Here is a 24,307-nt window from a genome sequence, read left to right on the forward strand (position 1 = left end):
GGCTCGGCTTCCCCTCAGGCCGCTTCAACGCCGGCGTACGGCCACGAAGCGGACCGGCGTGCCGGGGACGGCCTGAGCGGCCGCCGGCAGGTCGCCCGGGCGGACGACAGCGATCACCGGGTACCCGCCGGTGGTCGGATGATCGGCCAGGAAGACGACCGGCCTGCCGTCGGGCGGTACCTGGACGGCCCCCAGGACCATGCCCTCACTGGGGAGCTCGCCGGGAACGGCCCTCTCCAGTGAGGGGCCTTCCGTACGCAGGCCGATGCGGTTGCTCGCCGACGACACCCGGTAGACACGGGCGGTCAGGGTGCGCAGGGCCGACGCCGTGAACCAGTCCTCGCGCGGGCCCCGCGTCACCCGTAGGACCAGTTCGGACGGCGGCGCCGGGTGCGGGACCACGTCCACGCGCGCGTGGAGGGCTTCGGGGCGACCCAGGGGCAGCACCATGCCGTCCGTCAGGGGCGGGGGACCCAGATCCGAGAGAAGGTCCGTGGAGCGGCTGCCGAGGACCGGGTCCACGGCGACCCCACCGGAGACGGCCACGTAGCTGCGCAGTCCCGCGTGCGCGGGACCGACGTCAAGGAGCGCGCCCGCGGCTACGCGTACAGCCGCTCCCCAGGGCGCTGGACGGCCGTCCACGGTGACCGGGCAGGGCGCGCCCGCCACTGCCACGGTGACCGGCGAACGCGGGCGAAGAGCACACCCGTTGAGCGTCGTCTCCAGGACGGCCGCTTCGGCGGGGTTCCCGACGAGCCGGTTGGCCAGCGCCGCCGCGGGCCCGTCGAGCGCACCGGAGCGCGGTACGCCGAGGTGGGCGTGGCCGGGGCGGCCCTGGTCCTGGACGGTGGTCAGGACCCCGGCACGCACCACGGAGAGGGCCCGGTCCGTCATGAGCGCCTCGTCGGCACGAAACGGACCCGGGTGCCCGGAGCCAACAGCGCGGCCGGCACGCGCGCGTGGTCCCACAGCACCGCGTCCGTCGTCCCGATCAGCTGCCAGCCACCCGGCGAGGAACGCGGGTACACGCCGGTGTACGGGCCCGCGAGCGCCACGGAACCCGCCGGAACCGTCGTACGCGGAGTCGCCCGGCGGGGAACGTCGTACTCCGACGGCAGGCCCGTGAGGTAGCCGAAGCCGGGCGCGAACCCGCAGAAGGCGACACGGAACTCGGCCGCCGCGTGGATCTCAGGCACCCGGTGCGCCGGAACGCCCCACAGGGCCGCTACGTCCGCCAGGTCGGGACCGTCGTACCGCACGGGGATCTCGATCGCCTGCTCCGCGCGCGCGGGCAGTGCCGGGATGTCCCAGGAGGCGAGGCGGGCCGCCAGGCGCACGGGGTCGTCCAGGCCGTCCAGGAGGACCGTACGGGCCGCGGGGACGATCTCCGTGACCGAGAGGGAGCCGTCCGCACGGCGGCGCAACAGTTCGGCGTGCAGGGCCTGTGCCTCGTCGCCGGAGGAGACCTCGACGAGCAGGGCACGGTCGCCGACCGGCAATGCCCTCATGCGAACGCCTCCACGCGGACGCCCGCGGACTCGAGCCCGGCGCGGACCCGGCGGGCCATGTCCACCGCGCCCGGGGTGTCCCCGTGCAGGCACAGCGAGCGGGCGCGGACCTGGACGCGCTCCCCGGAGTGCGAGGTCACGACGCCGAAACGGGCCAGGCCCAGCGAGCGTTCCAGGACGGTGTCGGGGTCCGTGATCACCGCGCCGTCCTGGGTACGTGGCACCAGGGTGCCCTCCTCGGTGTACGCGCGGTCCGCGAACGCCTCGGTGACGGTGGGCAGCCCCGCCCGCTCGGCCAGCTTCAGGAAGCGGGAGGACGGGAGACCGAGGACGGGCAGGGCGGCGTTCGCGAGCAGTACGCCGTCGACGACCGCCCCCGCCTGCTCCTCGTCGTGCACGACGCGGTTGTAGAGCGCGCCGTGCGGCTTCACGTAGGACACGCGCGAGCCCGCCGCACGCGCGAAGACCTCCAGGGCGCCGATCTGGTAGGCCACTTCGGCCGTCAGCTCGTCGGACGGCACGTCCATCGCGCGCCGCCCGAAACCCGCCAGGTCGCGGTAGGAGACCTGGGCGCCGATCCGTACACCGCGCTCGACCGCCAGCTCGCACACCCGCCGCATGGTGGTCGCGTCCCCGGCGTGGAAACCGCAGGCCACATTGGCGCTGGTGACGACGGACAGCAGCTGTTCGTCGTCGGTCAGGTGCCAGCGGCCGAAGCCCTCGCCGAGGTCGGCGTTGAGATCGATCGGTGTCATCAGGTGCTGTCTCTCCTCTTCAGGCCACGCGGTACTGCTCGTCACGAGTGTCCGTGACGAACATCTGGCCGGGCGCGTGGGTGATGGCGAATGGCGGGCGGGACGCCATCACGGCAGCCTGGGGTGTCACTCCGCAGGCCCAGAACACCGGGATGTCGCCCGGCTCGGCGTCCACCCGGTCGCCGAAGTCGGGGTGCGCGAGATCCCCGATGCCCAGCCCCGACGGCTCACCGCAGTGCACCGGACTTCCGTGCACGGCGGGCAGCAGACTGCTCTCCCGGATGGCCGCGGCCAGATGCTCGGGCGGGACCGGGCGCATCGAGACCACCATGGGGCCGTGCAGCCGCCCGGCCGGACGGCACTGGCGGCCCGTCACGTACATGGAGACGTTGCGGCCCTGTTCCAGGTGGCGCATCGGGACGCCCGCCTCGCTCAGCGCCCACTCGAAGGTGAAGCTGCACCCGATGAGGAACGAGACCAGATCGCCCCTCCAGTGACCGACCACGTCCGTGGGCTCGGCCACCAACTCGCCGTGTTCCCACACCCGGTACCGCGGCAGGTCGGTGCGCAGGTCCGCGCCCTCGGCGAGTGGAGTGGTCCAGGAACCGGCGTCGGTGACGTCCAGGACCGGGCAGGGCTTCGGGTTGCGCTGGCAGAACAGCAGCATGTCGTACGCCCAGTCGGCGGGCACCGAGATCAGGTTCGCCTGGGTGTGGCCCGCGGCGACTCCGGCGGTGGGACCCGACACGCCCGAACGGAAGCGGGCGCGCGCCTTCTTGGGGGTCCACGCGTGCGCGTGGCTGTCGAGGAGGCTCAACGGGCGGTCCTGGGGGGTGTGGATCACAGCGGACGTGGCCGTCACAGGAGTTCCTTTCCGCGCGTCTCCGGGAGCCCGATCAGCGCAAGGGCCGCGAGGGCGTATCCGATGGCGCCGAAGACCAGTGCACCGCCCACGCCCCAACTGTCGGCCAGGAAACCGACCGTGGTGGGGAAGACGGCGCCCACGGCGCGCCCGGTGTTGTACGTGAAGCCCTGCCCCGTGCCGCGCACCGCCGTCGGGTACAGCTCGCTGAGGAAGGAGCCGAAGCCGCTGAAGATGGCCGACATGCAGAAGCCGAGAGGGAAACCGAGCACCAGGACAAGGGTGTTGGCGCCGCTCGGGATGTTGGCGTACGCGAGGATGCACACCGCAGAGAGGATCGCGAAGAGCAGGATGTTGCGCTTGCGGCCCAGTCTGTCGGTGAGATAGCCGCCGGTGAGGTAGCCGATGAAGGCCCCGGAGATCAGGAACGTGAGGTAGCCGCCGGTGCCGACGACGGACAGTCCGCGCTCCGTCTTGAGGTAGGTGGGCACCCAGGTGGCCAGCGTGTAGTAGCCGCCCTGGACACCCGTCGACAGCAGGACCGCGAAGAACGTGGTGCGCAGGAGACCGGGGCCGTCGGCCGTGGCGGGCTTGAAGATCGCCGTGAACGAGCCCTTCCGGGCGCTCTTCTTGCGTTCGGCGGCCGCCTCGGGAGCGTCCTGCACCCGGCGCCGCACCCAGACGACGAGCAGCGCGGGCAGCGCGCCGGTCCAGAACATCACGCGCCAGGCGAGGTCGTCGCCGAGGAACTGGAAGACCAAGGTGTAGACGATCACGGCCAGTCCCCAGCCGACGGCCCACGAACTCTGGACCGCGCCGAGGGTGCGACCACGGTGCTTGGGGCTCGCGTATTCGGCGACCAGGATCGCGCCGACCGCCCACTCGCCGCCGAAACCGAGCCCCTGAAGAGCGCGGAAAACCAGCAGCGTCTCGTAGTTGGGCGCGAAACCGCAGGCCACGGTGAACACCGCGTACGTGATCACAGTGATCATCAGGGCCTTGACGCGCCCGACCCGGTCCGCGACCACGCCCGCGATGGCGCCGCCGACCGCCGAGATGACCAGCGTGACGGTGGTGAACAGGCCGGTCTGGCCACTGTCCAGGCCGAAGTACGCCGCCAGCGCGACCATGCTCAGCGGCAGTGTGAAGTAGTCGTACGAGTCGAGGCCGTAGCCGCCGAACGCGCCGGCGAAGGCACGGCGGCCACGCGGACCGAGAGCGTGCAGCCAGGCGAACGGGCCGTCCTGGGTGGTGGGTTCAGCCGATTCGGAGCCGTCTTCGGCGGTCAGGGCCTGGGGTGGAGGGGTCGTGCTCATGGGCACCTCGCAATGAGGGACGGAGGGTGCTTGGACTGAGCCGTGCCGTGCGGGAAGCGCGTGGCGCCGTGTTTTCGCGGCCATGCGACAGGCGCCTGACCGATAAGGTAGAGGATCGTTGAACGATCCTTCAATACCCATGTTGTTTCGTTCTTGTATCTGCGATTGAATTCCGGACATGGCAGAGCTGACCGGACTGGCCGACGATCGCGCCCTGCTGGGGCGCACCAGCACCGCCGAGCGGGTCGCGGACATCCTCAGAAGTCGCATCGCCGAGGGGTACTTCCCGCCCGGCACCCGGCTGTCCGAGGACAGCATCGGCGGAGCGCTCGGCGTCTCACGCAACACGCTGCGCGAGGCGTTCCGGCTGCTCACACACGAGCGGCTGCTCGTCCACGAGCTCAACCGCGGGGTGTTCGTGCGGGTCCTGACCGTCGAGGACGTCGAGGACATCTACCGCACCCGCACGCTCGTCGAGTGCGCCGTGGTCCGGGGCCTCGGCGAGCCGCCGTACGCCGTGGACGGCCTCGCGAAAGCCGTGGCGAACGGGCAACGGGCGGCGCGCGAGGGCGAGTGGACGGGCGTCTCGACGGCCAACATCCACTTCCACCGGGAACTCGTCGCGCTCGCCGGGAGCGCCCGCACCGACGAGCTGATGCGCAGCGTCTTCGCCGAACTGCGCCTCGCGTTCCACGTGGTGGACGACCCGCGACGACTGTACGAGCCGTATCTCGCGCGCAACCGCGAGATCCTCCAGACCCTCCAGAAGGGCGACCGGGACGGGGCCGAGCGCCTGCTCGAGGTCTATCTCGACGACTCACGCAAGGGGCTCCTCGCGGTGTACGGGCGGCGAGTGGCCGACGGGGTGCAGGGAGTCGACTGAGAGCGGCGGGGGCGGGCGGTGCGGCTGTTGCGACGATGATCGCCTCCAAGCTGCTGCGGCTGCTGAGGCGGAGATCTGTTCTATGTCGTTCGGGCTGCTGTGGCGGTGATCCCCTCTACGTCGATACGGCTGTTGTGGCGGCGGTCGCTTCTGCGTGGTCACGGCTGTGACGGTGATTGCTTCTGCGTGGTCACGGGCGTTGTGACGGTGATTGCTTCTGCGTGGGTCTGGCTGATGTGGCGGCGGTCGCTTCTGCGTCGTTTCGACCGTTGTCAGACCGAGGACCTAGTCTGTGCAGCGTGACTTCGCCTGCATCGACGGACAGTGTTCCGCCCCAGCTCAGCGCGGGGCCGCGCCCCGCTCCGGGCCCGGCTGCCGACGAGGGTCTGGCGCGGCGGCTGCGCGCGCTCGCCTGCACCGCGCCGCTGCACGATCTCGACGTACGCAAAGCGAATCTCGCCGGCGAGTACTCGGTCTACGGGATGGCGGAGGTGGCCCTCGCCGCCATCGACCTCGTCACGCTGAACATGGACTTCGACACGGGCGCGGACCACGACCAGATAGTGGCCAGGCTCATCCCGCGCATCGCCGCCCAGGCCCCGCAGCGGCCGGTGGCCGAGCACGAGCGCGTCGCCCGCTGGGTCCTGGAGAACCTGATCAACGTCGGCAGCGTCGACCGCGGCTTCCGTGCCGTATACGGCACGTTCGCGCCGGACGGCTCCTATGTACGCCGGGACTACGACTTCAAGCTGATCGAGGAAGTGCCCGGGTACGGCGGAAGCGTGTATCTCCGTACGACGGATGAAGCGGTCAACGTGCTGGTCGGCGCCCTCGACACCGACGTCACCAGTGCGCAGATCGCCGCCGAGGTCAAGCTCGAGGTGCTGATCAGCCGCGGTCGGCTCGCCGACGCCCAACTCGCCGCCGAGCAGGCCAGGTACCGGACCGTGCAGTTCGCGGAGACGCTCCGCAGGGCGCTGGACGCGACCCGGCGCAATGTGCGGGCCGTGGACTGGCTGGAGGCCGTGCCCGACATGATCGCGGAGGCCCTCGACCACGTCGCCGACCGGTACCGCCACGAGAACGCGATCCTCACCAACATCCGCAAGGCCCGCGACGAGTCCGAGGACCCCGAACAGAAGCGGCGTGCCGCCGAGCTCGTCGACATCGTCAAGGACTGCATCCGCAGGCATACGCAGTTGCAGTCCCGGCTTCTGGAGGCCGGGCCCCTCTTCCGCGCCGAGCAGGACCGGCAGGCCTTCGCCACCCCCATGACGACCTCGGGGATAGATCTCTACGGCCATCTCGTCGCGCCCGTGCTGCCGTTGCCGGTCGACCAGGCGCTGAGGGTGACGGATGCGTTCTTCGCCCGCGGGACGGGGCTGCGTACGCCGGTGTCCGTGCGGGTCGGTGACCTTGTCGACATACTGCTGACGCCTCCCATGGAGCGGGAGCATCTGGGTGCGGAGATGCCCGAGCCGGATCTGATCGCCACTCCTGACGACAGTCGGTTCAGCGAGGAGCAGTTGGCGAGCGCCATGGAACTCCTCGACCTGCCTGCCGACGCGCCGCGGCGGCTGTCCGGGCTGCTTGCGGACGCCCGGCGGCGGGACCCTGAACTGCCCTACCTCGTCGCGCTGTTGGCTGTGCACGCGGCCAGCCCGCCGGTCGGGACGGCTTACCGGCAGGGTGAGCAGAAGCTGTTGTTCGCCGTGGACGACGGGACGGAGCTGGACGATCCGGAGTTCGGTGGGGCCGATCTCATCGTTGGCATGGCCTTGCTGGATGCGGTGGGGATGGCGGCCGGCAGGTCGGAGGCGGCGTGATGTTGTTCGGGTCGTCGTTCGGCTGCGGACCGGCCGTGGCTGGTCGCGCCCACGCGGCGGAGCCGCTTGATGTCACGCCCCGCGCCCCTTACTCAACTGCCCTCGCCCTCGTTTATCAGACCAAGGAGTCTCACCTGTGACTGAGCACGTCGAGTGGAGCGAGCCGGAGGCCGTCGCCGCGCCGGTGAGCGCCGCCGTCACGCCCGCCGACGCCGCCGATGCCGCGCGGCTCGTCGCCTTCGGGCTGCAGCCCAAGCTGCAGCCCGCGCGCGATCAGGAGTATGCGGAGCTGCTGCGGCGGTACCGAGAGGACCCGCCGTTCGCGCGGCTCGCGGACGCCGTGGCCGCCGGGCTGGGACTGGTCGTCCTGGAGGTGTCCCCGCGCGCGGGGATGGCCGTGACCGCCGCCGAGGACTCCGTGTTCGCCGTCCGCATGGGCGACTACGCGCGTCGGGCGTCGACCGACTCGGGGGACCGGTTCCTGCACGGTCTTGCCCATCTGGCCGTCGCCGCCATGTCGTTCCCCCGTCCCGAGGACCTCGCGGACGACGGGTACATCGGACGGGTCTCGGTCAACGGAGTCGACGCGTTCGTACGACAGGCCTGCCGCCGGCTGGAGGAGCGGGCCGAGGAGCAGGGGCAGAACAGTGATCCGGCGACGGACGCGCCGGGACTGGAGGCGGCCTGGCGGATCTGGACGCGGCGCAGCTCCACCGGGGCCACCAAGGACGCGCGAAGACTGGCCGGTTCCACCACCGGAATCATCGGCAAGGCCGCCGCGTTCCTCACCGACTCCGGGTTCCTGCAGCGCACCGGGGACGACTCTGGAGGGACATACCGGACGACGGCCCGCTATCAGCTCCAGGTCCGTGACATGGCCGGGAGCGCCGCCATGGCCGAGCTCCTTGAACTGGGCATCGTCCCGGTGACCGACGGCACCGCGAGTCTGCTGCCCGCTGCGGACACCGACGACGTGGAGCTGGCGGTCGGCGCCGGACTGCCCTTCCACTCCTGACCGAGCCGCTCAACAACCGACCAAGTCAGTACCGCCCGAGCGCCACCCCTCCCTTTACGACTACGAGAGTCCGCCGCCATGTACGAGCTGTCCCGGGTCCGCCTCTACTCCATCGGTCCTGCCGGTGCGCGCTACGCCGACACCGTGCTTGACCTGCGAGGAGTGGGTCAGCCGGTGCCCGACCCCGCGCCCACCCAGGCGGAGTTCTTCGCGGAGGAACCCGTCGGGCCGCCGCGTCGCCCGGCGCCCGCGGGCGTGCTCTTCCTGGAGAACGGCGGCGGGAAGTCGGTGCTGCTCAAGCTGATCTTCTCGGTGATGCTGCCGGGGCACCGGAACACGCTGGGCGGCGCCAGTTCCGGTGTGCTGCGCAAGTTCCTGCTCGCCGACGACTGCGGGCATGTGGCGCTGGAGTGGCAGCACACGCTGACCGGTGAGTGCGTGGTCGTCGGCAAGGTGAGCGAGTGGCGGGGGCGGCAGGTCTCCAACGACCCGCGGAAGTTCGCCGAGGCCTGGTACTCGTTCCGGCCCGGTCCTGGGCTGAGCCTGGACAATCTGCCGGTCGCCGAGGCCACCGCCGTACGGCCGCCCGTGGAGGGCGCGTCCGGGGCGCAGGGGCGACGGCGCACCATGAAGGGCTTCCGGGACGCGATCACCGAGGCGGGCAAGGCGTATCCGCACCTCGAAGTGCACTGGGAGGAGATCCACGACCGCTGGAACGAACACCTCGGAGACCTGGGCCTGGACCCCGAACTCTTCCGCTACCAGCGGGAGATGAACGCCGACGAGGGTGAGGCCGCCGGTCTCTTCGCGGTCAAGAAGGACTCCGACTTCACGGATCTGCTGCTGCGTGCGGTCACCGACACTCGGGACACCGACGGACTCGCCGACCTGGTCGGCGGTTTCGGCAACAAGCTGGGACGGCGCGCCGAACTCATCGCCGAACGGGACTTCACGGCGGGGTCCGTGGACCTGCTCGGGCGGATCGTCGAAGCCGCCGAGACACGGGCACGCGCGCGTGACATCCACGCGGGCGCCGAGCGGCGTACGAGGACCCTGGCCAGGCGCCTGTCCGCGCGGGCCGTGCGGGAGAGGGGCCGGGCAGGCGAGTTGGCGCAAGGGGTCACCGGCGCCGCGCACACGGTCACCGAGGCTGAGAGCGCCTGCTCGACGAGCTCGCTGATCTCGGCGGAACTGGCTTACCGGCACGCCTCGTTGGCGCTCGCCGGGGCCGAGAAGGCCGCGGCCGCGCAGAAGCGTGAGCTTGCCGACGCGCGCACGCTGCACTCCGCCTGGCAGGCCGCTGAGGCCGTGCTGCGCCATCGCTCGGCCGCCGACCGCTCCGCGCGCGTGGCCGCCGCGATCCGCGAGGCCGAGCGGGATGCCGCACCGGCGCTCGCCGCGCGGGCCAAGGCCGCCGTCGACCTCGTACGGGCCCTGCACCGCGCCGCCGATGGTGCCGAGGCGCTCGCCAACGAGGAGGAGGAGCGGTCCGCCGGGCTCCAGGAGGTCGGCGAGAGGGCCCACGCGGACGCGACCGCCGCCGCCACCGCCGCGCAGCGCGCCCGCAGTGAGATCGGGCATCTGCGCCAGCGCCTGGGCGAGGTCGAGCAGGAGACCGCCGAGGCGGTGCGGGCCGGGTGGCTCGACGACAGCGCCCCCGACGCCGACCCCGCGCGCGCCGCGCTCGCAGCCAGCGACGCCGAGAAGACGGCCGTCGCCGCCTGGGACACCGCCCGGGAGGCCTCGCGGCGCGCCTCGGAGCACGCCCGCGAAGCGGCTTCCGAGGCGTCCCGCGCGGAGCTCACGGCAGCCCGCGCGGCGGACGCGGCGACGGCGGCCGAGCGGTCGTACGAGGCCGAGCGAGGCACCGCGGAGGGGCTGGCGGGGGAGGAGCGACTGGCGGAGTTGCTGAGCCTGCCCGGTGCTTCCGGTGCTTCCGGTGCTTCTGGCGGTGGGCGCGGTGGGGTGCCGGTGCCCCGAGCCGAAGCGGGAGGTTCCGCGGGACGCGGGGCGGCCAGCAGTGACTCCGACCGCGTCGGCGACGACACGGGCGGTACGGCGCGTAGGCGCCCGGGCGCGGGTGACAGCGTGGCGGCGCTCCGGGGACAGGGCGCTCCTGACACGCACAGCGGGGGCACGGCGGCTGCCCGCTCCGGTCGCGCGGCCGGTGGGTCGGGCAAGGTGCTCACCGAGGCGTGGCCTGCGGAAGAACGCGCTCTTGCCCCCGAGCAGTTGGACCACTACGCCGACGAACTGCGTGAGCTGTTCGACGAGGGTGTCGCCTCTGCCGAGCGTCAGCTGTTCGACCTGCGCACCGCCGCTGCCGACGATGCGCGGATCCTCGGCGCGCTCGGCGACGGGGGGCTGCTGCCGCCGGGCCCGGATGTCCTCGCCACCGTCGAGTTCCTCGGGGAGCACGGGATCCCGGCGCTGCCGGGCTGGCGCTACCTCGCGCAGGCAGTCGACCCCGTCGACCACGCGCGCGTGCTGGCCGCCCGGCCCGAGCTGGTCGACGGCGTGATCATCACCGACCCGGCCACCCATGCCCGGGCCCGCGAGGCGCTCAGCGACGCCGCCCTGCTCCCGAGGTCCGCGGTGGCCGTCGGTACCGCCGCCGCGCTGCTCGCCCCGGCTCCGGCGCCCGACGCGGGAGACGGTGACGTCTTCCTCGTACCGCCGAACCCGGCCATGCACGACGAGCACGCCGCCGACGAGGAGCGCCAGGCGCTGCGCACGCGGGCGACGCGACGGGACGAGGAGATCCGCGAGCTGGCAGGGAGGCTCGCCAAGGACCGTGAGCTGGCCGCGCGGCTCGCGTCCTGGCGCACCGGGTGCCCGGCGGGGCGGCTCGTCGAGCTCGCCGCGACCGCCCGCGACGCGCGCGCGTTCGCCGAGGAGGCCGAGGCCGAGCTGGCCGAGGCACGCACCGTGCGGGCCGAGGCCGACGAAGCCGCGGCCGAGGCCGCCCTGGTACGGGACGAGCGGCAGGAGGCCGCCCAGCGCGCCCGGCGCGCCGCCGACGCCCTCGCCGGGCTCGCGTTCCGGCTGCGCGAGCGGGCCGGCTGGCAGGTCAAGGTGCGCGAACTCGCCGACGAGGCAACGGAGTCGGAGACCCGCGCCCAGGTCTGCCTGGAGCGCGCCCGCGCCGCCGACGAGGACCGCCGCGCCACCCAGCGCGCAGCCGACGACGCCCGCCGCACGGCCCGCGCACTGCGTGCCGAGCGCGCGGAGATCGCGGGCGCCCCCGACGACGTGGCGGAAGACGAGTCAACGACTGCGAAGTCGTCCCTGCCTGCCCTGCGTGAGGCGTACCGGGCTGCATCGCAGCTGTACGAGAAGGTCGGCGTCGGCGCCGATCTGCGGGCCGAGCAGGCGCGGGCCGAGAGCGAGGAGAGCGCGGCGCTGGCCGAGTGGGACCGGCTCAGCAACAAGGTGCGTACGCGCGCGGGGCAGCTCCTGGAGTCGACGGACGGTTCCGACGGGCCGTCCCGGCAGGCCGCGGCCGCCCGCGCCGAGGAGCTCGTGCAGCTCCTGGAGACCCGGATGTCGACCGCGAGCGAGCAGCTCGGGCGGCTGCGCGGCGAGGCCGAGCGGCACGCGCCCGAGGACGGCGAGGCCCACACCGAGCTGTCGGAGGAACTGATCCCGCGTAACGCCGAGCACGCACAGCTGCTGCTGCGCACGGCCAACGGCGAACTCGCCTCCCGCACCGAGGCCTTGAGCCAGGCGCGCGAAGCCCACGCCACACTGCTCGACGCCCACCGGACCGCCGAGGACGCGGGCGGCGGCTTCGAGGAGACCGCCGCCCTGCTCAGGGACCTGCTGCGCGAGCACTCCGACGAAGAGCACGAGGAGACCGAGCCCTACCCCGGGAGCCTCGAAGAGGCACGGCACTCCGCCGCCGAGGCCCGCCGCTCCCTGCGCGGCTGCGCCGCCGACCTCTCGGCCGCCGAGGCCGCCGTGCGCGAGGCCTCCGACATCCTCGTACGGCATGCCAACTCCACACGGTACGAGCAGGTGCGCACCCCGGCGCGGCAGCAGATCCGTGAACTGCCCGCCTCCGCGCTGCCGGAGCACGCCCAGAAGTGGGGGGACGCCTTCGCACCCCGACTGCGGGTCCTGACGGACGAGTTGGAGCAGTTGGAGCGCAACCGGGACTCGATCGTGGACCGGCTGCGCGGGCTCGTCGAGTCGGCGCTCGCCACCCTGCGGTCCGCGCAGCGGCTGTCCCGGCTTCCCGAGGGGCTCGGCGAGTGGTCCGGGCAGGAGTTCCTGCGCATCCGGTTCGAGGAGCCCGACCAGGCCACCCTCGCCGACCGGCTCGGCGAGGTCGTCGACGAGGCCACCCGCGCGGCCGTCAAGAAGAACTCGGACATGCGCCGCGACGGCATGTCGCTGTTGCTGCGCGGGGTCGGCGCCGCGCTCCAGCCGAAGGGCATCGCCGTCGAGATCCTCAAGCCGGACGCGGTACTGCGCGCCGAGCGTGTCCCCGTCGGACAGATGGGCGACGTGTTCTCCGGTGGCCAGCTGCTCACCGCCGCCATCGCGCTGTACTGCACGATGGCGGCGCTGCGCAGCAACGACCGGGGCCGCGACAAGCACCGGCACGCGGGCACGCTGTTCCTGGACAACCCCATCGGGCGCGCCAACGCGACGTACCTGCTGGAGCTCCAGCGTGCCGTGTCGGACGCGCTCGGAGTCCAACTCCTCTACACCACCGGCCTGTTCGACACGACGGCGCTCGCCGAGTTCCCGCTCGTCATCCGGCTCCGCAACGACGCCGACCTGCGCGCCGGGCTGAAGTACATCAGCGTGGAGGAACACCTCCGGCCGGGTCTGCCTCAGCAGACTCCGGCCGGTGAGGGGGAGACGGTGCACAGCGAGATCACGGCGACGCGGATGTTCAAGCGGCCGTCACCGCAGGGCGTGTGACCAGCGGTCCTCGCGTGTGACTAGAGTCCTCGCGCGTGACTAGCGGTCCTCCTTCAGCATGTCCGCGCACTTCTCGCCGATCATCATCGTCGTGATGCACGGATTGACGGAGATGAGGTCCGGCATCGCCGATCCGTCCGCGACCCGTAGACCCTCGATCCCCTTGACGCGCAGACGGGCGTCGAGCGGGGCCGAGGTGTCGTCGTCGGCGCCCATCTTCACCGTGCAGGACGGGTGGTAGACGGTGTTGTGGGTCTTGTGGATGTAGTCGAGCAGCTCGTCGTCCGTGCGGACATCGGGGCCGGGGGCCAGCTCCGCGCCCGCCCAGCCGCTCAGCGCGGGCTGTGACGCGATCTTCCGTGCCAGCTTCAGGCCGTACGTCATCACGCGCGCGTCGTGTTCGTGCGTGAAGTAGCGGGGGTCGACCACGGGCTTGTCCCGGTAGTCGCGGGTGCGCAGCCGCACGGTGCCGCGCGACTTGGCGCGGGTCACGTTCGGGGTGAGGCAGAAGGCGTTCTCCGACGTCGGATAGCCCCAGCGCAGGGTGTTCATGTCGAACGGCACCGAGCCGTAGTGGAACATCAGGTCCGGTCGGTCCAGGCCCGGTTCGGTGTCGTAGAAGATGCCCGCCTCCCACCACTGGCTGGAGGTGGTGGTCATCGGCTGTTTGGCGTCCCACATGATGAGGCCCTCGGGGTGGTCCTGGAGGTTCTCGCCGACGCCCGCCGAGTCCACCACCACCTCGACCCCGACCTCGCGCAGCTGTTCGGCGGGCCCGATGCCCGACAGCATGAGCAGCTTGGGTGTGTCGATGGATCCGCAGGACACGATGACCTCGCGGCGGGCGCGTACCGTCCGGGTGTGGATCAGGTCCGGGTCCAGGTACTCGGCGCCGACGCAGCGACGGCCGTCGAGCAGGAGTTTCTTGGCCCGGACCCCGGTGCGTACCTCCAGGTTGGGCCGTTTCCCGATGATCGGGTGGAGATAGGCGACCGACGAGGACTGCCGGATGTTGTTCTCGTCGGAGTTGATCTGGAACCAGTTGGCGCCGCGGACCACGGTCTGGCCGGTATTGAAACCGGTGGTGGGAATGCCCGCCTGTGCGCACGCCTCCAACAGGGCTGTGCCGCAAGGGTCTTCGCCCTTCAGCGTGCGCAGCTTCACCGGGCCGGTGCGGCCGTGATGGTCGCCGGGAGCGTCGTTCGACTCCAACCGCCGGTAGAGCGGGAAGAGTTCGGCCGCGCTCCACCCCGTACAGCCCGCCGCCGCCCAGTCGTCCAGGTCCTCGGCGGGTGCCCAGAAGGCGATACAGGAGTTGTGCGAGGAGCAGCCGCCCAGCACCTTGGCGCGGGCGTGCCGCATAAAGCTGTTGCCGCTGGCCTGCGGCTCGATCGGATAGTCCCAGTCGTAGCCGGACTCAAGGAGGCCCATCCAGCGCTCCAGTTTCATGACGTCGTCGTCGCCGACGTCGCTGGGCCCCGCTTCCAGCACGCACACCGTGACGGACGGGTCCTCGGAGAGCCTGGCCGCGACCACGTTGCCGGCGGTGCCGCCACCGACGACGACGTAGTCGAACTCATCTGCGTTCATGGGGAGTTGACCTCCTTGAGTCAGACGCTTACTAGATCGCTGTTGTCTTCGGGGCGCTTACTCGGCTGCCGTCGCGGCCTCGGGCGGGACGGACGGGGCCTGCTGGAACTGGTGCTCGGCGAGCACCCCGGTCCGGTGCCGCTGCACGAACCAGTAGTAGGCGAAGCCGCCTCCCATCACGATGCCGACGAAGAGGAGCGCACCCCACTTCAGATACCAGTGGAACGGGGCGGTCGCGTTGTAGACGGCGGCGCGCGGCCAGATCAGGTTGACCGTCATGGCCGTGCCCCACAGCACCGCGCCGATGTTGACGAGCAGGCCCCAGCGGCCGAGCGAGAACTTCCCGTCGCCCGCGGGCTGCCACTTGCCGCGCAGCCTGGCGACCAGCATGGGCACCGTGACCCCCAGATACGCGAGGTAGATCATGATGATGCCGATGCTGGTGACCACGGTGAAGATCTGCGGCTGGCGGATGTTGACCACCAGGATCGCCAGCGCCAGGACGCCGATGATGACCGCGGGCAGGACCGGGGTCTGGAACCGCGGATTGACCTTGGCCAGCTTGGACGCGGCGGGCAGGTTGTTGTCACGGGCCATCGCGAAGGCCAGCCGGATCGCCGCCGTGTGGACGGCCAGGGCGCACACCGTGACCGCGATGAACACGCACCACAGCATGGCCTTGCCCGCGTCCTCACCGAGCACGTTGAGGACGATGTACTGAAGGCCGTCCGTGGACAGTTGCTCGCCCTTCAGGCTGGAGACGCTCATCAGGGCGAACAGCAGGACGAGTCCGCCGAGCACGAACGAGGCGATGATGGCGCGGAGGATGGCGCGCGGCGCGTTGCGCGAGGGGTCGCGGGACTCCTCACCGAGCGACGCGGCCGTGTCGAAGCCGTACATCACGTACGCGGACGCGAGCGAAGCGACCAGGAACGCGCCGAGGTAACCGCCGGGCATGCCCGCTCCCGTGCCGTTCGTCTCCAGCACGACCTGCGGACCGCGCGTGATGTGTACCGCGAACAGCACGATCAGGACGACGGTCGCGACCAACTCGATGAAGACGCCCGCCGTGTTGATCCTGGCCATCAGCTTCACGCCGAGGGCATTCACCAGGGTGGTGAAGACAATGAGTACGGAGGCAAGCAGCACGGCGTTGGTGGCGACGTCGTACTTGCCCGTGCCGTCGCCCACGAACTGGAACACGGAAGAGATCTGAGGAAGCGTCAGCTGATAAGCAAGGGCCACGGCGGCGATCGACACGACCGAGGCGAGCAGCATGGTCCAGCCAGCGAGCCAGCCCACGTGCGGATTGCCCACCTTCTTCGACCAGTTGTAGACGGAGCCGGCCACGGGATAGCGGGCGGCGAGTTCGGCGAAGCACAAGGCGACCATGAACTGGCCGACGAAGACCATCGGCCAGGACCACCAGTAGGCGGGCCCGCCGCTGCCGTAACCGAAGTAGAAGAGCTGGAAGGTACCGGTGAGGATGGAGATGTAACTGATGCCGGCGGCAAAGGTGTGAAAGTTACCAAGCGTGCGCTTCAGCTCGGGCTTGTAACCGAACTCGTTGAGTTCCGAGTCGTCGTTACTGTGTTTCTCGGGTGGTTGAGCCGTGGTGGTCATGAGCGGGCTCCTGGAAAGAGGGAAGTTCTCCCGGGCGGGAGGGGGAGTGCGGCTCGTGCGGGGTCGAAGGTGTGTGCGGGTGCTGGATCATAGGGCTGATCCGCGGCTGCCGGGTCATCCTGCGGATCCGTTGGCTGCCGGCGTTCACTTCTCCGAAGGGCCGAACCGGTCGAATCGGAGGGCAGAGCGGATCGGATCAGTCGAACCAGCCCTGCGGACTCGGATTCGTCGTACGCCAGATGTGTTTCGTCTCCCGGTATTCGGCGAGACCGGCAGGCCCGAGTTCCCGCCCGAACCCGGACTGCTTGTAACCTCCCCACTCGGCCTGGGGTACGTACGGGTGGTAGTCGTTGATCCATACGGTGCCGATGCGCAGCGCGGACGCGACCCGCTGGGCCTTCGCCTCGTCGGAGGTGAAGATCCCGCCCGCGAGACCGTAGATGGTGGCGTTGGCCAGCCGTACGGCCTCCGCCTCGTCGGTGAACCGCTCGACGGTCAGTACGGGACCGAAGGACTCCTCCTGGACGACGGACATCCCGCCGGAGCACTCGTCCAGCACGGTCGGCGGATAGTAGAAGCCCTCCGGGTGCGGAGGGTCAGCCGGCCGCTCGCCGCCGCAGCGCAGTACCGCGCCCTCCTCCAGGCCCTTGGCGACGTACGCCTCGACCTTCGCCCGGTGCGCCGCCGAGATCAGCGGACCGGTCTGCGCCTGCTCGTCGAACGGCCCGCCCAGCCTGATCAGTTGGGCCCGGCGTACGACCTCGTCGACGAAGCGGTCGTGCAGTGAGTCCTCGACCAGCAGCCGGGCGCCTGCCGAACACACCTGCCCGGAGTGCAGGAAGACGGCGGTCAGCGCCATGTCGACGGCCGTGTCGAAATCGGCGTCCGCGAAGACGATGTTCGGATTCTTGCCGCCGAGTTCGAGCGCGACCTTCTTCACCGTCCCGGCCGCCGCGGCCATCAGCCTGCGGCCGGTCTGGAGACCGCCGGTGAAGGACACCAGGTCCACGTCGGGATGCTCGCTCAGCGGTGCGCCGGCCTCGGGCCCCGCGCCGAGGATCAGATTCCCCGCGCCGGCGGGCAGCCCGGCCTCCTCCAGGAGGCGCATCAGATGGATCGCGGTGTGCGGGGTCAGTTCGCTCGGCTTGAGGACGAAGGTGTTGCCCGCCGCGATCGCCGGGGCGACCTTCCAGGCCGTCTGGAGCAGCGGATAGTTCCACGGGGTGATCAGCGCGCAGACGCCGACCGGTTCGTATACGACCCGGCTGTCGACGCCCGCCGAACCCGTCTCCACGACCCGGCCGGACTCGTTCGTCACGAGCTTCCCGAAGTAGCGGAAGCAGTTCGCGATGTCGTCGATGTCGTACTCGCTCTCCACCAGGCGTTTGCCGGTGTCGAGCGACTCCGCGCGGGCGAGTGCGTCCTTGTCGCGTACGAGGAGATCGGCGACCCGCAGCAGCAGGTCGCCGCGCTCGTTCGCGGACGTGTGGGGCCAGGGGCCCTCGTCGAAGGCGCGGCGCGCGGCCGCGATCGCGTCGACCGTGTCCTGGCTGCCCGCCTCGTCCACCTCGGCCACCAGCGAGCCGTCCGCCGGGCACCGGATCTCGCGGGTCCGTTTCTCCCGGGGACTCGTCCATGCGCCGTCGATATAAAGATCAGCCATCCATGCCTCCCAGCATGCCTATGAGCCACTCGTGGAAGATCCCGATGTGGTGCTCGGTGGGCACCAGAACCCCGCCCCGCCGGTAGGCGCGGGACGCCATCGCGGGCTGCGTACGTTCGCAGGCCTCGAAGTCCTGAGCGTTGACCCGGTGGAAGAGTTCCACGGACTTCGACACATCGGCGCCCGACGCGACGACCTCTGGAGCGTAGAGCCAGTCGCACTCCACGACCGTGCGGTCCTCGGCGAGGGGGAACATGCGGTGCAGGATGACATGGTCCGGTACGAGATTGATGAATACGGTCGGTTTGACGGTTATCGCATAGTAACGACGGTCCTGATCCTCCGCTACCGCGGGCAGCTTGGTGAATCCCTCGCTGCCGTCGACCGTGAATCCCTTGATCTCCTCGCCGAACTCGGCGCCATGGCCGACGTAGTACTGGGCGGCGTAACCCTCCGCGAACTCCGGGAGTACGTCGGTGAGCTCGGGGTGGATCGTGGCGCAGTGGTAGCACTCCATGAAGTTCTCGACGATCAGTTTCCAGTTCGCCTTCACGTCGTAGGTGATGCGTTTTCCCAGGGCGAGATTCTCCGTTCCGTAGTGCTCGATGGCCGCCGCGTTGCCGAGCCGTTCCACGGCCGCGCCCATCACCGTCTCCTCGAAGGAAGGCGGCTCTTCGGCCACGCATACCCAGGCATAGCCGAGCCACTCCCGCAGGGCCACCTTGACCAGGCCGTATTCGACGCGGTCGACGTCCGGCATCTTGATCAGGTTCGGTGCAGCGACCAGCTTGCCGTCGAGGTCGTACGTCCAGGCGTGGTACGGGCACTGGATATTGCGCCGGACCTCGCCCGCCTCCTCCGTGCACAGCCGGGCACCGCGGTGGCGGCAGATGTTGAGGAACGCGCGCAGTTCACCGGTGCGCGAACGGGTGATCAGGACGCTCTCGCGGCCGACCTGGACCGTGCGGAAGGCGCCGGGCTTGACGAGATCGGCGGAACGCACGGCACAGAACCACATCGACTCGAACAGTCGTTCCTGCTCCTGCCGGAAGATCTCCGGATCGGTGTAGTAACGCCCGGGGAGGGTGGCGATCAGGCTGGGGGAGATGGGGGTCGTCGTCACGTGCGTACTCCTCAGGCGGGCGCGGCGGCGAGGCGGCGGGGGTCGAAGAGGTCGATCGGGTGTTCGGTGGTGCCGTTCAGGGCCAGATCGGCGAGAATCTCGCCGACCACCGGCACGAACTTGAAGCCGTGCCCGGAGAACCCGCAGGCCACCGTGACGGACTCCGGGTGCGCGGGGTGCCGGGCGATCACGAAGTGCTCGTCGGGAGTGTTGGAGTACATGCAGGTGGCGGCCTTGAGGAAGGTGCCAGGCAGGTCGGGGATGCAGCGGGACATGTGGTCCGCCATGACCCCGATCTCGTCCTCGTGCACGGTCCGGTCGATGTTCTCCGGGGTGCACTCGACGCCCTTGCGGAAGAAGGCGACCTTGGCGCCGAGATCCGGCCCGTCGATCGAGGGGAAGCCGTAGACCTGTACTCCGGCCGCGTCCTCCCAGATGTAGACGGGGTGGTTGGCGGGGAGGAACGGCTGGACGCCGGCCTTCGGCTGGAACCAGTACATGACCTGCCGCTCGATCGTGAACGGCACCCCCAGATCGGTGAGCAGTTGCGGCGCCCACGCCCCCGGGCAGATCACCAACTGGCCTGCCGTGTAAGTGTTTTCGGCCGTGTGAACCCGTACACCGTCCTTGTACGGCTCCCAGCGCGTCATCGGCTCGTCGAAGTGCAGGTCGGCGCCCTGACGGGTGGCGAGCTGGAGGTGCGCGGCGACGGTGTTCTCCGGGCGGACGAACCCGGCGCGGGCTTCGTACAGCCCGATCTCGCCGTCGTTCGGGTTGAGGGTCGGGAAGCGGCGGCGGATCTCGGCGGCGTCCAGGATCTCGTGGGGCAGGTCCCACTGTGTGGCGGAGCGCAGTGAGCCGGAGAAGGTCAGCGAGTCGGGAGGGCCGATCATCACGCCGCCGCAGAGCGTCGCGATGTCCCGTCCGGTGGCCCGCTCCACTTCGTCGTACAGCTCGTAGGCGCGCAGCAGCAGGGGTACGTACGCCGGGTCCTCGAAGTAGGACTGGCGCGTGATCCGCGAACCGCCGTGACTGGAACCGCGGTTGTGCACCGGGCCGAACTTCTCCAGGCCGAGCACACGGGCGCCGCGCGCGGAGAGGTGGTGAGCGGCGGCGCTGCCCATACCGCCGAGACCGATCACGATCACGTCGTAGGTCGGGGACACAGTTGGCCTCCTGAGGGTGTGTCGACGGCAGGTGTGTCAGCGGCGGATGCGGGTCATCTTCGGGTCGAAGAGCGGCTCGTCGGCGACGGTCGCGGGGACCTTCTCGCCGAAGTACTCGATGTGCACGCCCGTGCCGCTCGCCAGCGTCGGCAGCCAGGCGTACGCGACGCAGCGGCCCAGCGTGTAGCCGTACGAGGCGCTGGTCACGTACCCGGCCGGGACGCCGTCGACATACACCGGCTCCTTGCCGAGGACCACGGCGGCCGGGTCGTCGAGGAGGAGCGGGGTGAGCCTGCGCGCCGGCTCGGCCTGAGCGAGTCCTTGCAGTGCCTCCTGGCCGACGAAGCCGTCCTTGTCCATGCGGACGGCAAAACCGACGCCCGCTTCGTACGGGTTGTGCTCGTCGGTCATGTCGACGCCCCAGGCGCGGTAACCCTTCTCCAGGCGGAGGGAGTTGAAGGCGGAGCGACCGGCCGCGATCACGCCGTGCTGCCGGCCCGCCGCCCACAGCGTGTCCCAGAGCCTGAGCCCGAGGTCGGCGCTGGTGTACAACTCCCAGCCCAGCTCGCCGACATACGACAGCCGCATCGCCGTCACCGGGACATGCCCGAGGTAGGTCTCCTTCGCGCGGAAGTAGCCGAAGCCCTCGTGCGAGAAGTCGTCGCGGGTCAGCGGCTGGACGAGGTCGCGGGCGAGCGGGCCCCAGACGCCGATGCAGCAGGTGCCGGAGGTGATGTCGCGGATGTGTACGTCGGTGGGTGCGTGCCGGGTCAACCAGTCAAGGTCGGTGGCGGAGTTGGCGCCCACCTGGAAGCGGTCGACGGCGAGGCGCGCGACGGTGAGGTCGGAGCGGACGCCGCCCGTCTCGTCCAGGAGCAGCGTGTACGTGACCGCTCCGGGTTTCTTGCGGAGGTTGTTGGTGGTCATGCGCTGGAGGAAGGCGAGGGCGCCGGGGCCGGTGACTTCGAGGCGGCGCAGCGGGGTCATGTCGTACAGCGCGACCTTCTCGCGCGTCGCCTTCGCCTCCGCGGCCGCGATGGGCGACCAGTAGCGGGCCGACCAGGGGTCGCGCTCGGGGAGCGGCCCGAGGGTGTCGACGAGCGGGGCGTTCGCCTCGTACCAGTGCGGGCGTTCCCAGCCGCCGCCCTCCAGGAACCGGGCGCCGAGTTCCTGCTGCCGGGCGTAGAAGGGGCTGACGCGCAGTGGACGGGGCTGTTCCATCGGCTGGAGGGGGTGCAGGACGTCGTACACCTCGACGAACTGCTGTGAACCGCGTTCACGGACGTACGACGGTGAACGCTGCGCATCCTCGAAACGCGTGAGGTCGCACTCGTGCAGGTCGATGGAGGCGCGTCCGTCGATCATCCACTCGGCGACCGCCTTCGCGACCCCCGCGGAGTGGGTGACCCAGACGGCCTCGGCCAGCCAGAAGCCGCGGAGTTTCCGTGACTCGCCGAGCACCGGCATGCCGTCGGGCGTGAAGGAGAAGACGCCGTTGAAGCCCTCCTCGATCTCCGTCTCGCGCAGGGCGGGCATCAGTTGGCGGCAGTCCTCCCAACTCGGCGCCCAGTCCTCCTCGGTGAAGGGGAACGAGGAGGGCATCTCCATGTCGTTCGCGCGCGCCTCGTCGTAGGGGAGGATCGCGAACGGGTCGACGGGGAGCGGCTTGTGGGCGTAACTGCCGATACCGATACGGTCGTTGTGCTCGCGGAAGTAGAGGTCGCGGTCCTGGAAGCGGAGGATGGGCCTGGAGGCTTCCGTCTCCGCGTCGGCCAGCTCGGGGAGTTGCCTCGTCTTCGCGTACTGGTGCGCGAGTGGTTGCAGCGGGATCTCGACTCCGGCCATACGGCCGATGACCGGGCCCCAGAAACCGGCGGCGGAGACGACATGGTCTGCGGGGAAGGTGCCGCGGTCGGTGACGACGGCGGTGACCCGGCCGTCCTCCTGCTCAATGCCGGTGACCGTGTGGCGGTCCAGGAAGCGGGCGCCCCTTTCGGTGGCCCGTGCCAGCTGGGCGCGGCACGCGAGCACGGCGCGGGCCAGGCCGTCGTCGGGCGTGTGAAAGCCGCCGAGGACGGTCGACTCGTCGATGAGCGGCCAGAGTTCCTTGCAACGGGTCGCGCTGACGACCTCGCCGCGCACGCCCCAGGAGGCGGCGTAACCGGCCTTGCGGTGCAGATCGGCCAGTCGCTCCGGTGTGGTCGCCAGTTCCAGACCGCCGACCTGGTTGAAGCAGGAAACTCCGTCCACCTGGAGGGAGTTGAACTTCTCGACCGTGTAGCGGGCGAACGCCGTGAGCGTCTTGGACGGGCTCGTCTGGAACACCAGACCTGGCGCGTGCGAGGTGGAGCCGCCCGGGGCGGGCAGCGGCCCCTGTTCGAGAACGGTGACGTCGGTCCAGCCGCGGGCGGTCAGCTCGTCGGCGAGTGAGCAGCCGACGATGCCGGCGCCCACGATGACCACTCGGGGATGGGTTTCGGGCGTACTGGACATGCCCCTCCTTGCCGGGGTGGGGAGCGAACGCGCTCAGGGCGTGGGGACGTTGGACCGCTCGGCGGCGACGGTGGTGTCCTCGCCGTGTCCGGTGCGGACGACCGTGTTGCCGGGGAGGTTGAGGAGCCGGTTGTGGAGGGAGGTGTCGACGGTGGGTCGGTCGGAATACGAGCCGCCGGTCGCATTGGTGAGACCGGTGGCCGCGTCGATGCGGCTCTGTCCAGTGCAGTCCGTGATCACACCAGTGCAGTCCGTGATCACAGGACCACCACCGAACGCAGCACCTCGCCCCGGTGCATCTTCGCGAACGCCTCCTCGACCTGATCGAGCGAGATGGTCTCGCTGACGAAGGCGTTGAGGTCCAGCAGACCGTAGAGGTACTGGTCGATGAGGAACGGGAAGTCGCGGCTCGGCAGGCAGTCGCCGTACCAGGACGACTTCAGGGCGCCGCCGCGCGAGAACAGGTCGATCAGCGGGATCTCGATCTTCATCTCCGGGTCGGGGACGCCGACCTGGACGAGCACCCCGGCGTGGTCGCGCATGTAGAAGGCCTGTTTGTACGTCTCCGGCCGGCCCACCGCGTCGATGGCGATGTCGACCCCGAAACCGTCGGTGAGTGCGCGTACCGCCTCCACGGGATCCGTGCCGCGGGAGTTGACCGTGTGCGTCGCGCCGAACTTCTCGGCCTGGTCGAGCTTCTTGTCGTCGATGTCGATGGCGATGACCTTCATGGCGCCGTTGAGGCAGGCGCCCGCGATCGCCGCGTTGCCGACACCGCCGCAGCCGATGACGGCGACCGTGTCACCCCGGCCGACGTTGCCCGTGTTGACGGCGGCGCCGTACCCCGCCATCACCCCGCAGCCGATGAGGCCCGCGGCCTCGGGACGGGCGGCCGGGTCGATCTTCACCGCCTGTCCGGCGGCGACCAGGGTCTTCTCGGCGAAGGCGCCGATGCCGAGCGCGTTGCTGAGCGGGGTGCCGTCGAGGAGCGTCATCGGCTGGGTGGCGTTGCGTGAGTCGAAGCAGTACCAGGGGCGGCCGCGGCGACAGGAGCGACAGCTGCCGCAGGGCGCGCGCCAGGCGAGGACCACGTAGTCGCCGGGGACCAGATCGGTGACACCCGCGCCGACCGCCTCGATCGTGCCGGCCGCCTCATGGCCCAGCAGGAAGGGGAAGTCGTCGGTGATCGCGCCCTCCCGGTAGTGCAGGTCCGTGTGGCAGACCCCGCATGCCTGTACGGCGACGAGCACCTCACCCGGGCCGGGATCGGGGACGAGGATCGTCTGCACCTCGACGGGTGCGCCCTTCTTGACGGCGACTACGGCACGGACCTCGTGTGGCACGACAAGCTCCTCTGCTGTTGCGCAATGCACGATGGGTTGCGCTATGAGGAACATAGTGAGAACGCCGTCATGGGGTCGTCAAGAGGCGGGGGTTAACCCTTGGCAAAAGGAACGGACGGCACGAAACCTGCCCGACACACAGAGGCGGGGGGGGGGGGGGGGGGGGGGGGGCCCCCCCCCGGGGGGGGGGGGGGGGGGGGTGCGCGGGA

At 70.5% G+C, this 24,307-nt stretch carries 17 protein-coding genes; 4 read left to right on the forward strand and 13 right to left on the reverse strand.

Annotation, left to right across the window (positions count from 1 at the left end; genetic code table 11):
• Positions 1-24: 24 nt before the first annotated feature.
• From ACIPC1_RS39025 to ACIPC1_RS39045, 5 genes are read right to left on the reverse strand one after another with little or no spacing between them, the layout of a single operon-like run.
• A complete protein-coding gene (locus tag ACIPC1_RS39025; RefSeq protein ID WP_402526213.1) occupies positions 25-894 on the reverse strand; it encodes a biotin-dependent carboxyltransferase family protein in 870 nt (289 codons plus the stop codon).
• Positions 891-1,508 carry an allophanate hydrolase subunit 1 gene (locus tag ACIPC1_RS39030; RefSeq protein ID WP_402526215.1) on the reverse strand — a complete coding sequence of 206 codons (618 nt, stop codon included), beginning with the start codon at positions 1,506-1,508 and terminating at the stop codon, positions 891-893. The genes ACIPC1_RS39025 and ACIPC1_RS39030 overlap by 4 nt, the downstream gene beginning before the upstream one ends.
• Positions 1,505-2,263 (reverse strand): LamB/YcsF family protein, encoded by a 759-nt coding sequence (locus ACIPC1_RS39035; protein WP_402526218.1) that lies wholly within the window; start codon positions 2,261-2,263, stop codon positions 1,505-1,507. The genes ACIPC1_RS39030 and ACIPC1_RS39035 overlap by 4 nt, the downstream gene beginning before the upstream one ends.
• A 19-nt stretch (positions 2,264-2,282) precedes the next feature.
• Positions 2,283-3,125, reverse strand: a complete 843-nt coding sequence (locus tag ACIPC1_RS39040; RefSeq protein ID WP_402526220.1) for a putative hydro-lyase — start codon at positions 3,123-3,125, stop codon at positions 2,283-2,285.
• Positions 3,122-4,441, reverse strand: coding sequence for an MFS transporter (locus ACIPC1_RS39045; protein WP_402526223.1), 1,320 nt, complete (start codon positions 4,439-4,441; stop codon positions 3,122-3,124). Before ACIPC1_RS39045 ends, ACIPC1_RS39040 begins: the two co-directional genes overlap by 4 nt.
• 178 nt (positions 4,442-4,619) lie before the next feature.
• On the opposite strand from ACIPC1_RS39045, the gene ACIPC1_RS39050 reads away from it, so the two are divergent.
• The 4 genes from ACIPC1_RS39050 (at position 4,620) to ACIPC1_RS39065 (ending at position 13,097) form a co-directional block, all read left to right on the forward strand.
• Complete coding sequence (locus tag ACIPC1_RS39050) at positions 4,620-5,324, forward strand: GntR family transcriptional regulator (protein WP_402526226.1); 705 nt, start codon at positions 4,620-4,622, stop codon at positions 5,322-5,324.
• A 299-nt stretch (positions 5,325-5,623) separates the two neighbouring features.
• Positions 5,624-7,150 carry a hypothetical protein gene (locus ACIPC1_RS39055; RefSeq protein ID WP_402526229.1) on the forward strand — a complete coding sequence of 509 codons (1,527 nt, stop codon included), beginning with the start codon at positions 5,624-5,626 and terminating at the stop codon, positions 7,148-7,150.
• 136 nt (positions 7,151-7,286) lie between these two features.
• The gene (locus ACIPC1_RS39060) at positions 7,287-8,165 is read left to right on the forward strand and encodes a hypothetical protein (protein WP_402526231.1); all 879 of its coding nucleotides are present in this window, start codon (positions 7,287-7,289) and stop codon (positions 8,163-8,165) included.
• Between the two features lie 78 nt (positions 8,166-8,243).
• Positions 8,244-13,097: a hypothetical protein gene (locus tag ACIPC1_RS39065; RefSeq protein WP_402526234.1), complete on the forward strand. Its 4,854-nt coding sequence runs from the start codon at positions 8,244-8,246 to the stop codon at positions 13,095-13,097.
• A gap of 39 nt (positions 13,098-13,136) precedes the next feature.
• Here the strand turns inward: ACIPC1_RS39065 and ACIPC1_RS39070 are convergent, their stop codons facing one another.
• The 8 genes from ACIPC1_RS39070 to ACIPC1_RS39105 form a co-directional block, all read right to left on the reverse strand.
• Positions 13,137-14,687, reverse strand: a complete 1,551-nt coding sequence (locus ACIPC1_RS39070; RefSeq protein WP_402526237.1) for a GMC family oxidoreductase — start codon at positions 14,685-14,687, stop codon at positions 13,137-13,139.
• A gap of 57 nt (positions 14,688-14,744) precedes the next feature.
• Complete coding sequence (locus ACIPC1_RS39075) at positions 14,745-16,310, reverse strand: APC family permease (RefSeq protein WP_402526240.1); 1,566 nt, start codon at positions 16,308-16,310, stop codon at positions 14,745-14,747.
• Between the two features lie 196 nt (positions 16,311-16,506).
• Entirely contained in the window at positions 16,507-17,973 is a 1,467-nt protein-coding gene (locus tag ACIPC1_RS39080) for an aldehyde dehydrogenase family protein (protein WP_402526242.1), read from the reverse strand.
• Complete coding sequence (locus tag ACIPC1_RS39085) at positions 17,966-19,096, reverse strand: aromatic ring-hydroxylating dioxygenase subunit alpha (protein WP_402526245.1); 1,131 nt, start codon at positions 19,094-19,096, stop codon at positions 17,966-17,968. Before ACIPC1_RS39085 ends, ACIPC1_RS39080 begins: the two co-directional genes overlap by 8 nt.
• Positions 19,097-19,107: 11 nt before the next feature.
• Positions 19,108-20,262 (reverse strand): N-methyl-L-tryptophan oxidase, encoded by a 1,155-nt coding sequence (solA, locus tag ACIPC1_RS39090; RefSeq protein ID WP_402526248.1) that lies wholly within the window; start codon positions 20,260-20,262, stop codon positions 19,108-19,110.
• A 36-nt stretch (positions 20,263-20,298) separates the two neighbouring features.
• Positions 20,299-22,755, reverse strand: a complete 2,457-nt coding sequence (locus ACIPC1_RS39095) for an FAD-dependent oxidoreductase (RefSeq protein WP_402526251.1) — start codon at positions 22,753-22,755, stop codon at positions 20,299-20,301.
• A 33-nt stretch (positions 22,756-22,788) separates the two neighbouring features.
• Positions 22,789-23,016 carry a hypothetical protein gene (locus ACIPC1_RS39100; protein ID WP_402526254.1) on the reverse strand — a complete coding sequence of 76 codons (228 nt, stop codon included), beginning with the start codon at positions 23,014-23,016 and terminating at the stop codon, positions 22,789-22,791.
• Complete coding sequence (locus ACIPC1_RS39105; protein ID WP_402526256.1) at positions 23,013-24,098, reverse strand: S-(hydroxymethyl)mycothiol dehydrogenase; 1,086 nt, start codon at positions 24,096-24,098, stop codon at positions 23,013-23,015. The genes ACIPC1_RS39100 and ACIPC1_RS39105 overlap by 4 nt, the downstream gene beginning before the upstream one ends.
• Positions 24,099-24,307 lie beyond the last annotated feature (209 nt).

It is taken from the genome of Streptomyces sp. NPDC087263, assembly GCF_044744645.1.
GTDB lineage: Bacteria > Actinomycetota > Actinomycetes > Streptomycetales > Streptomycetaceae > Streptomyces.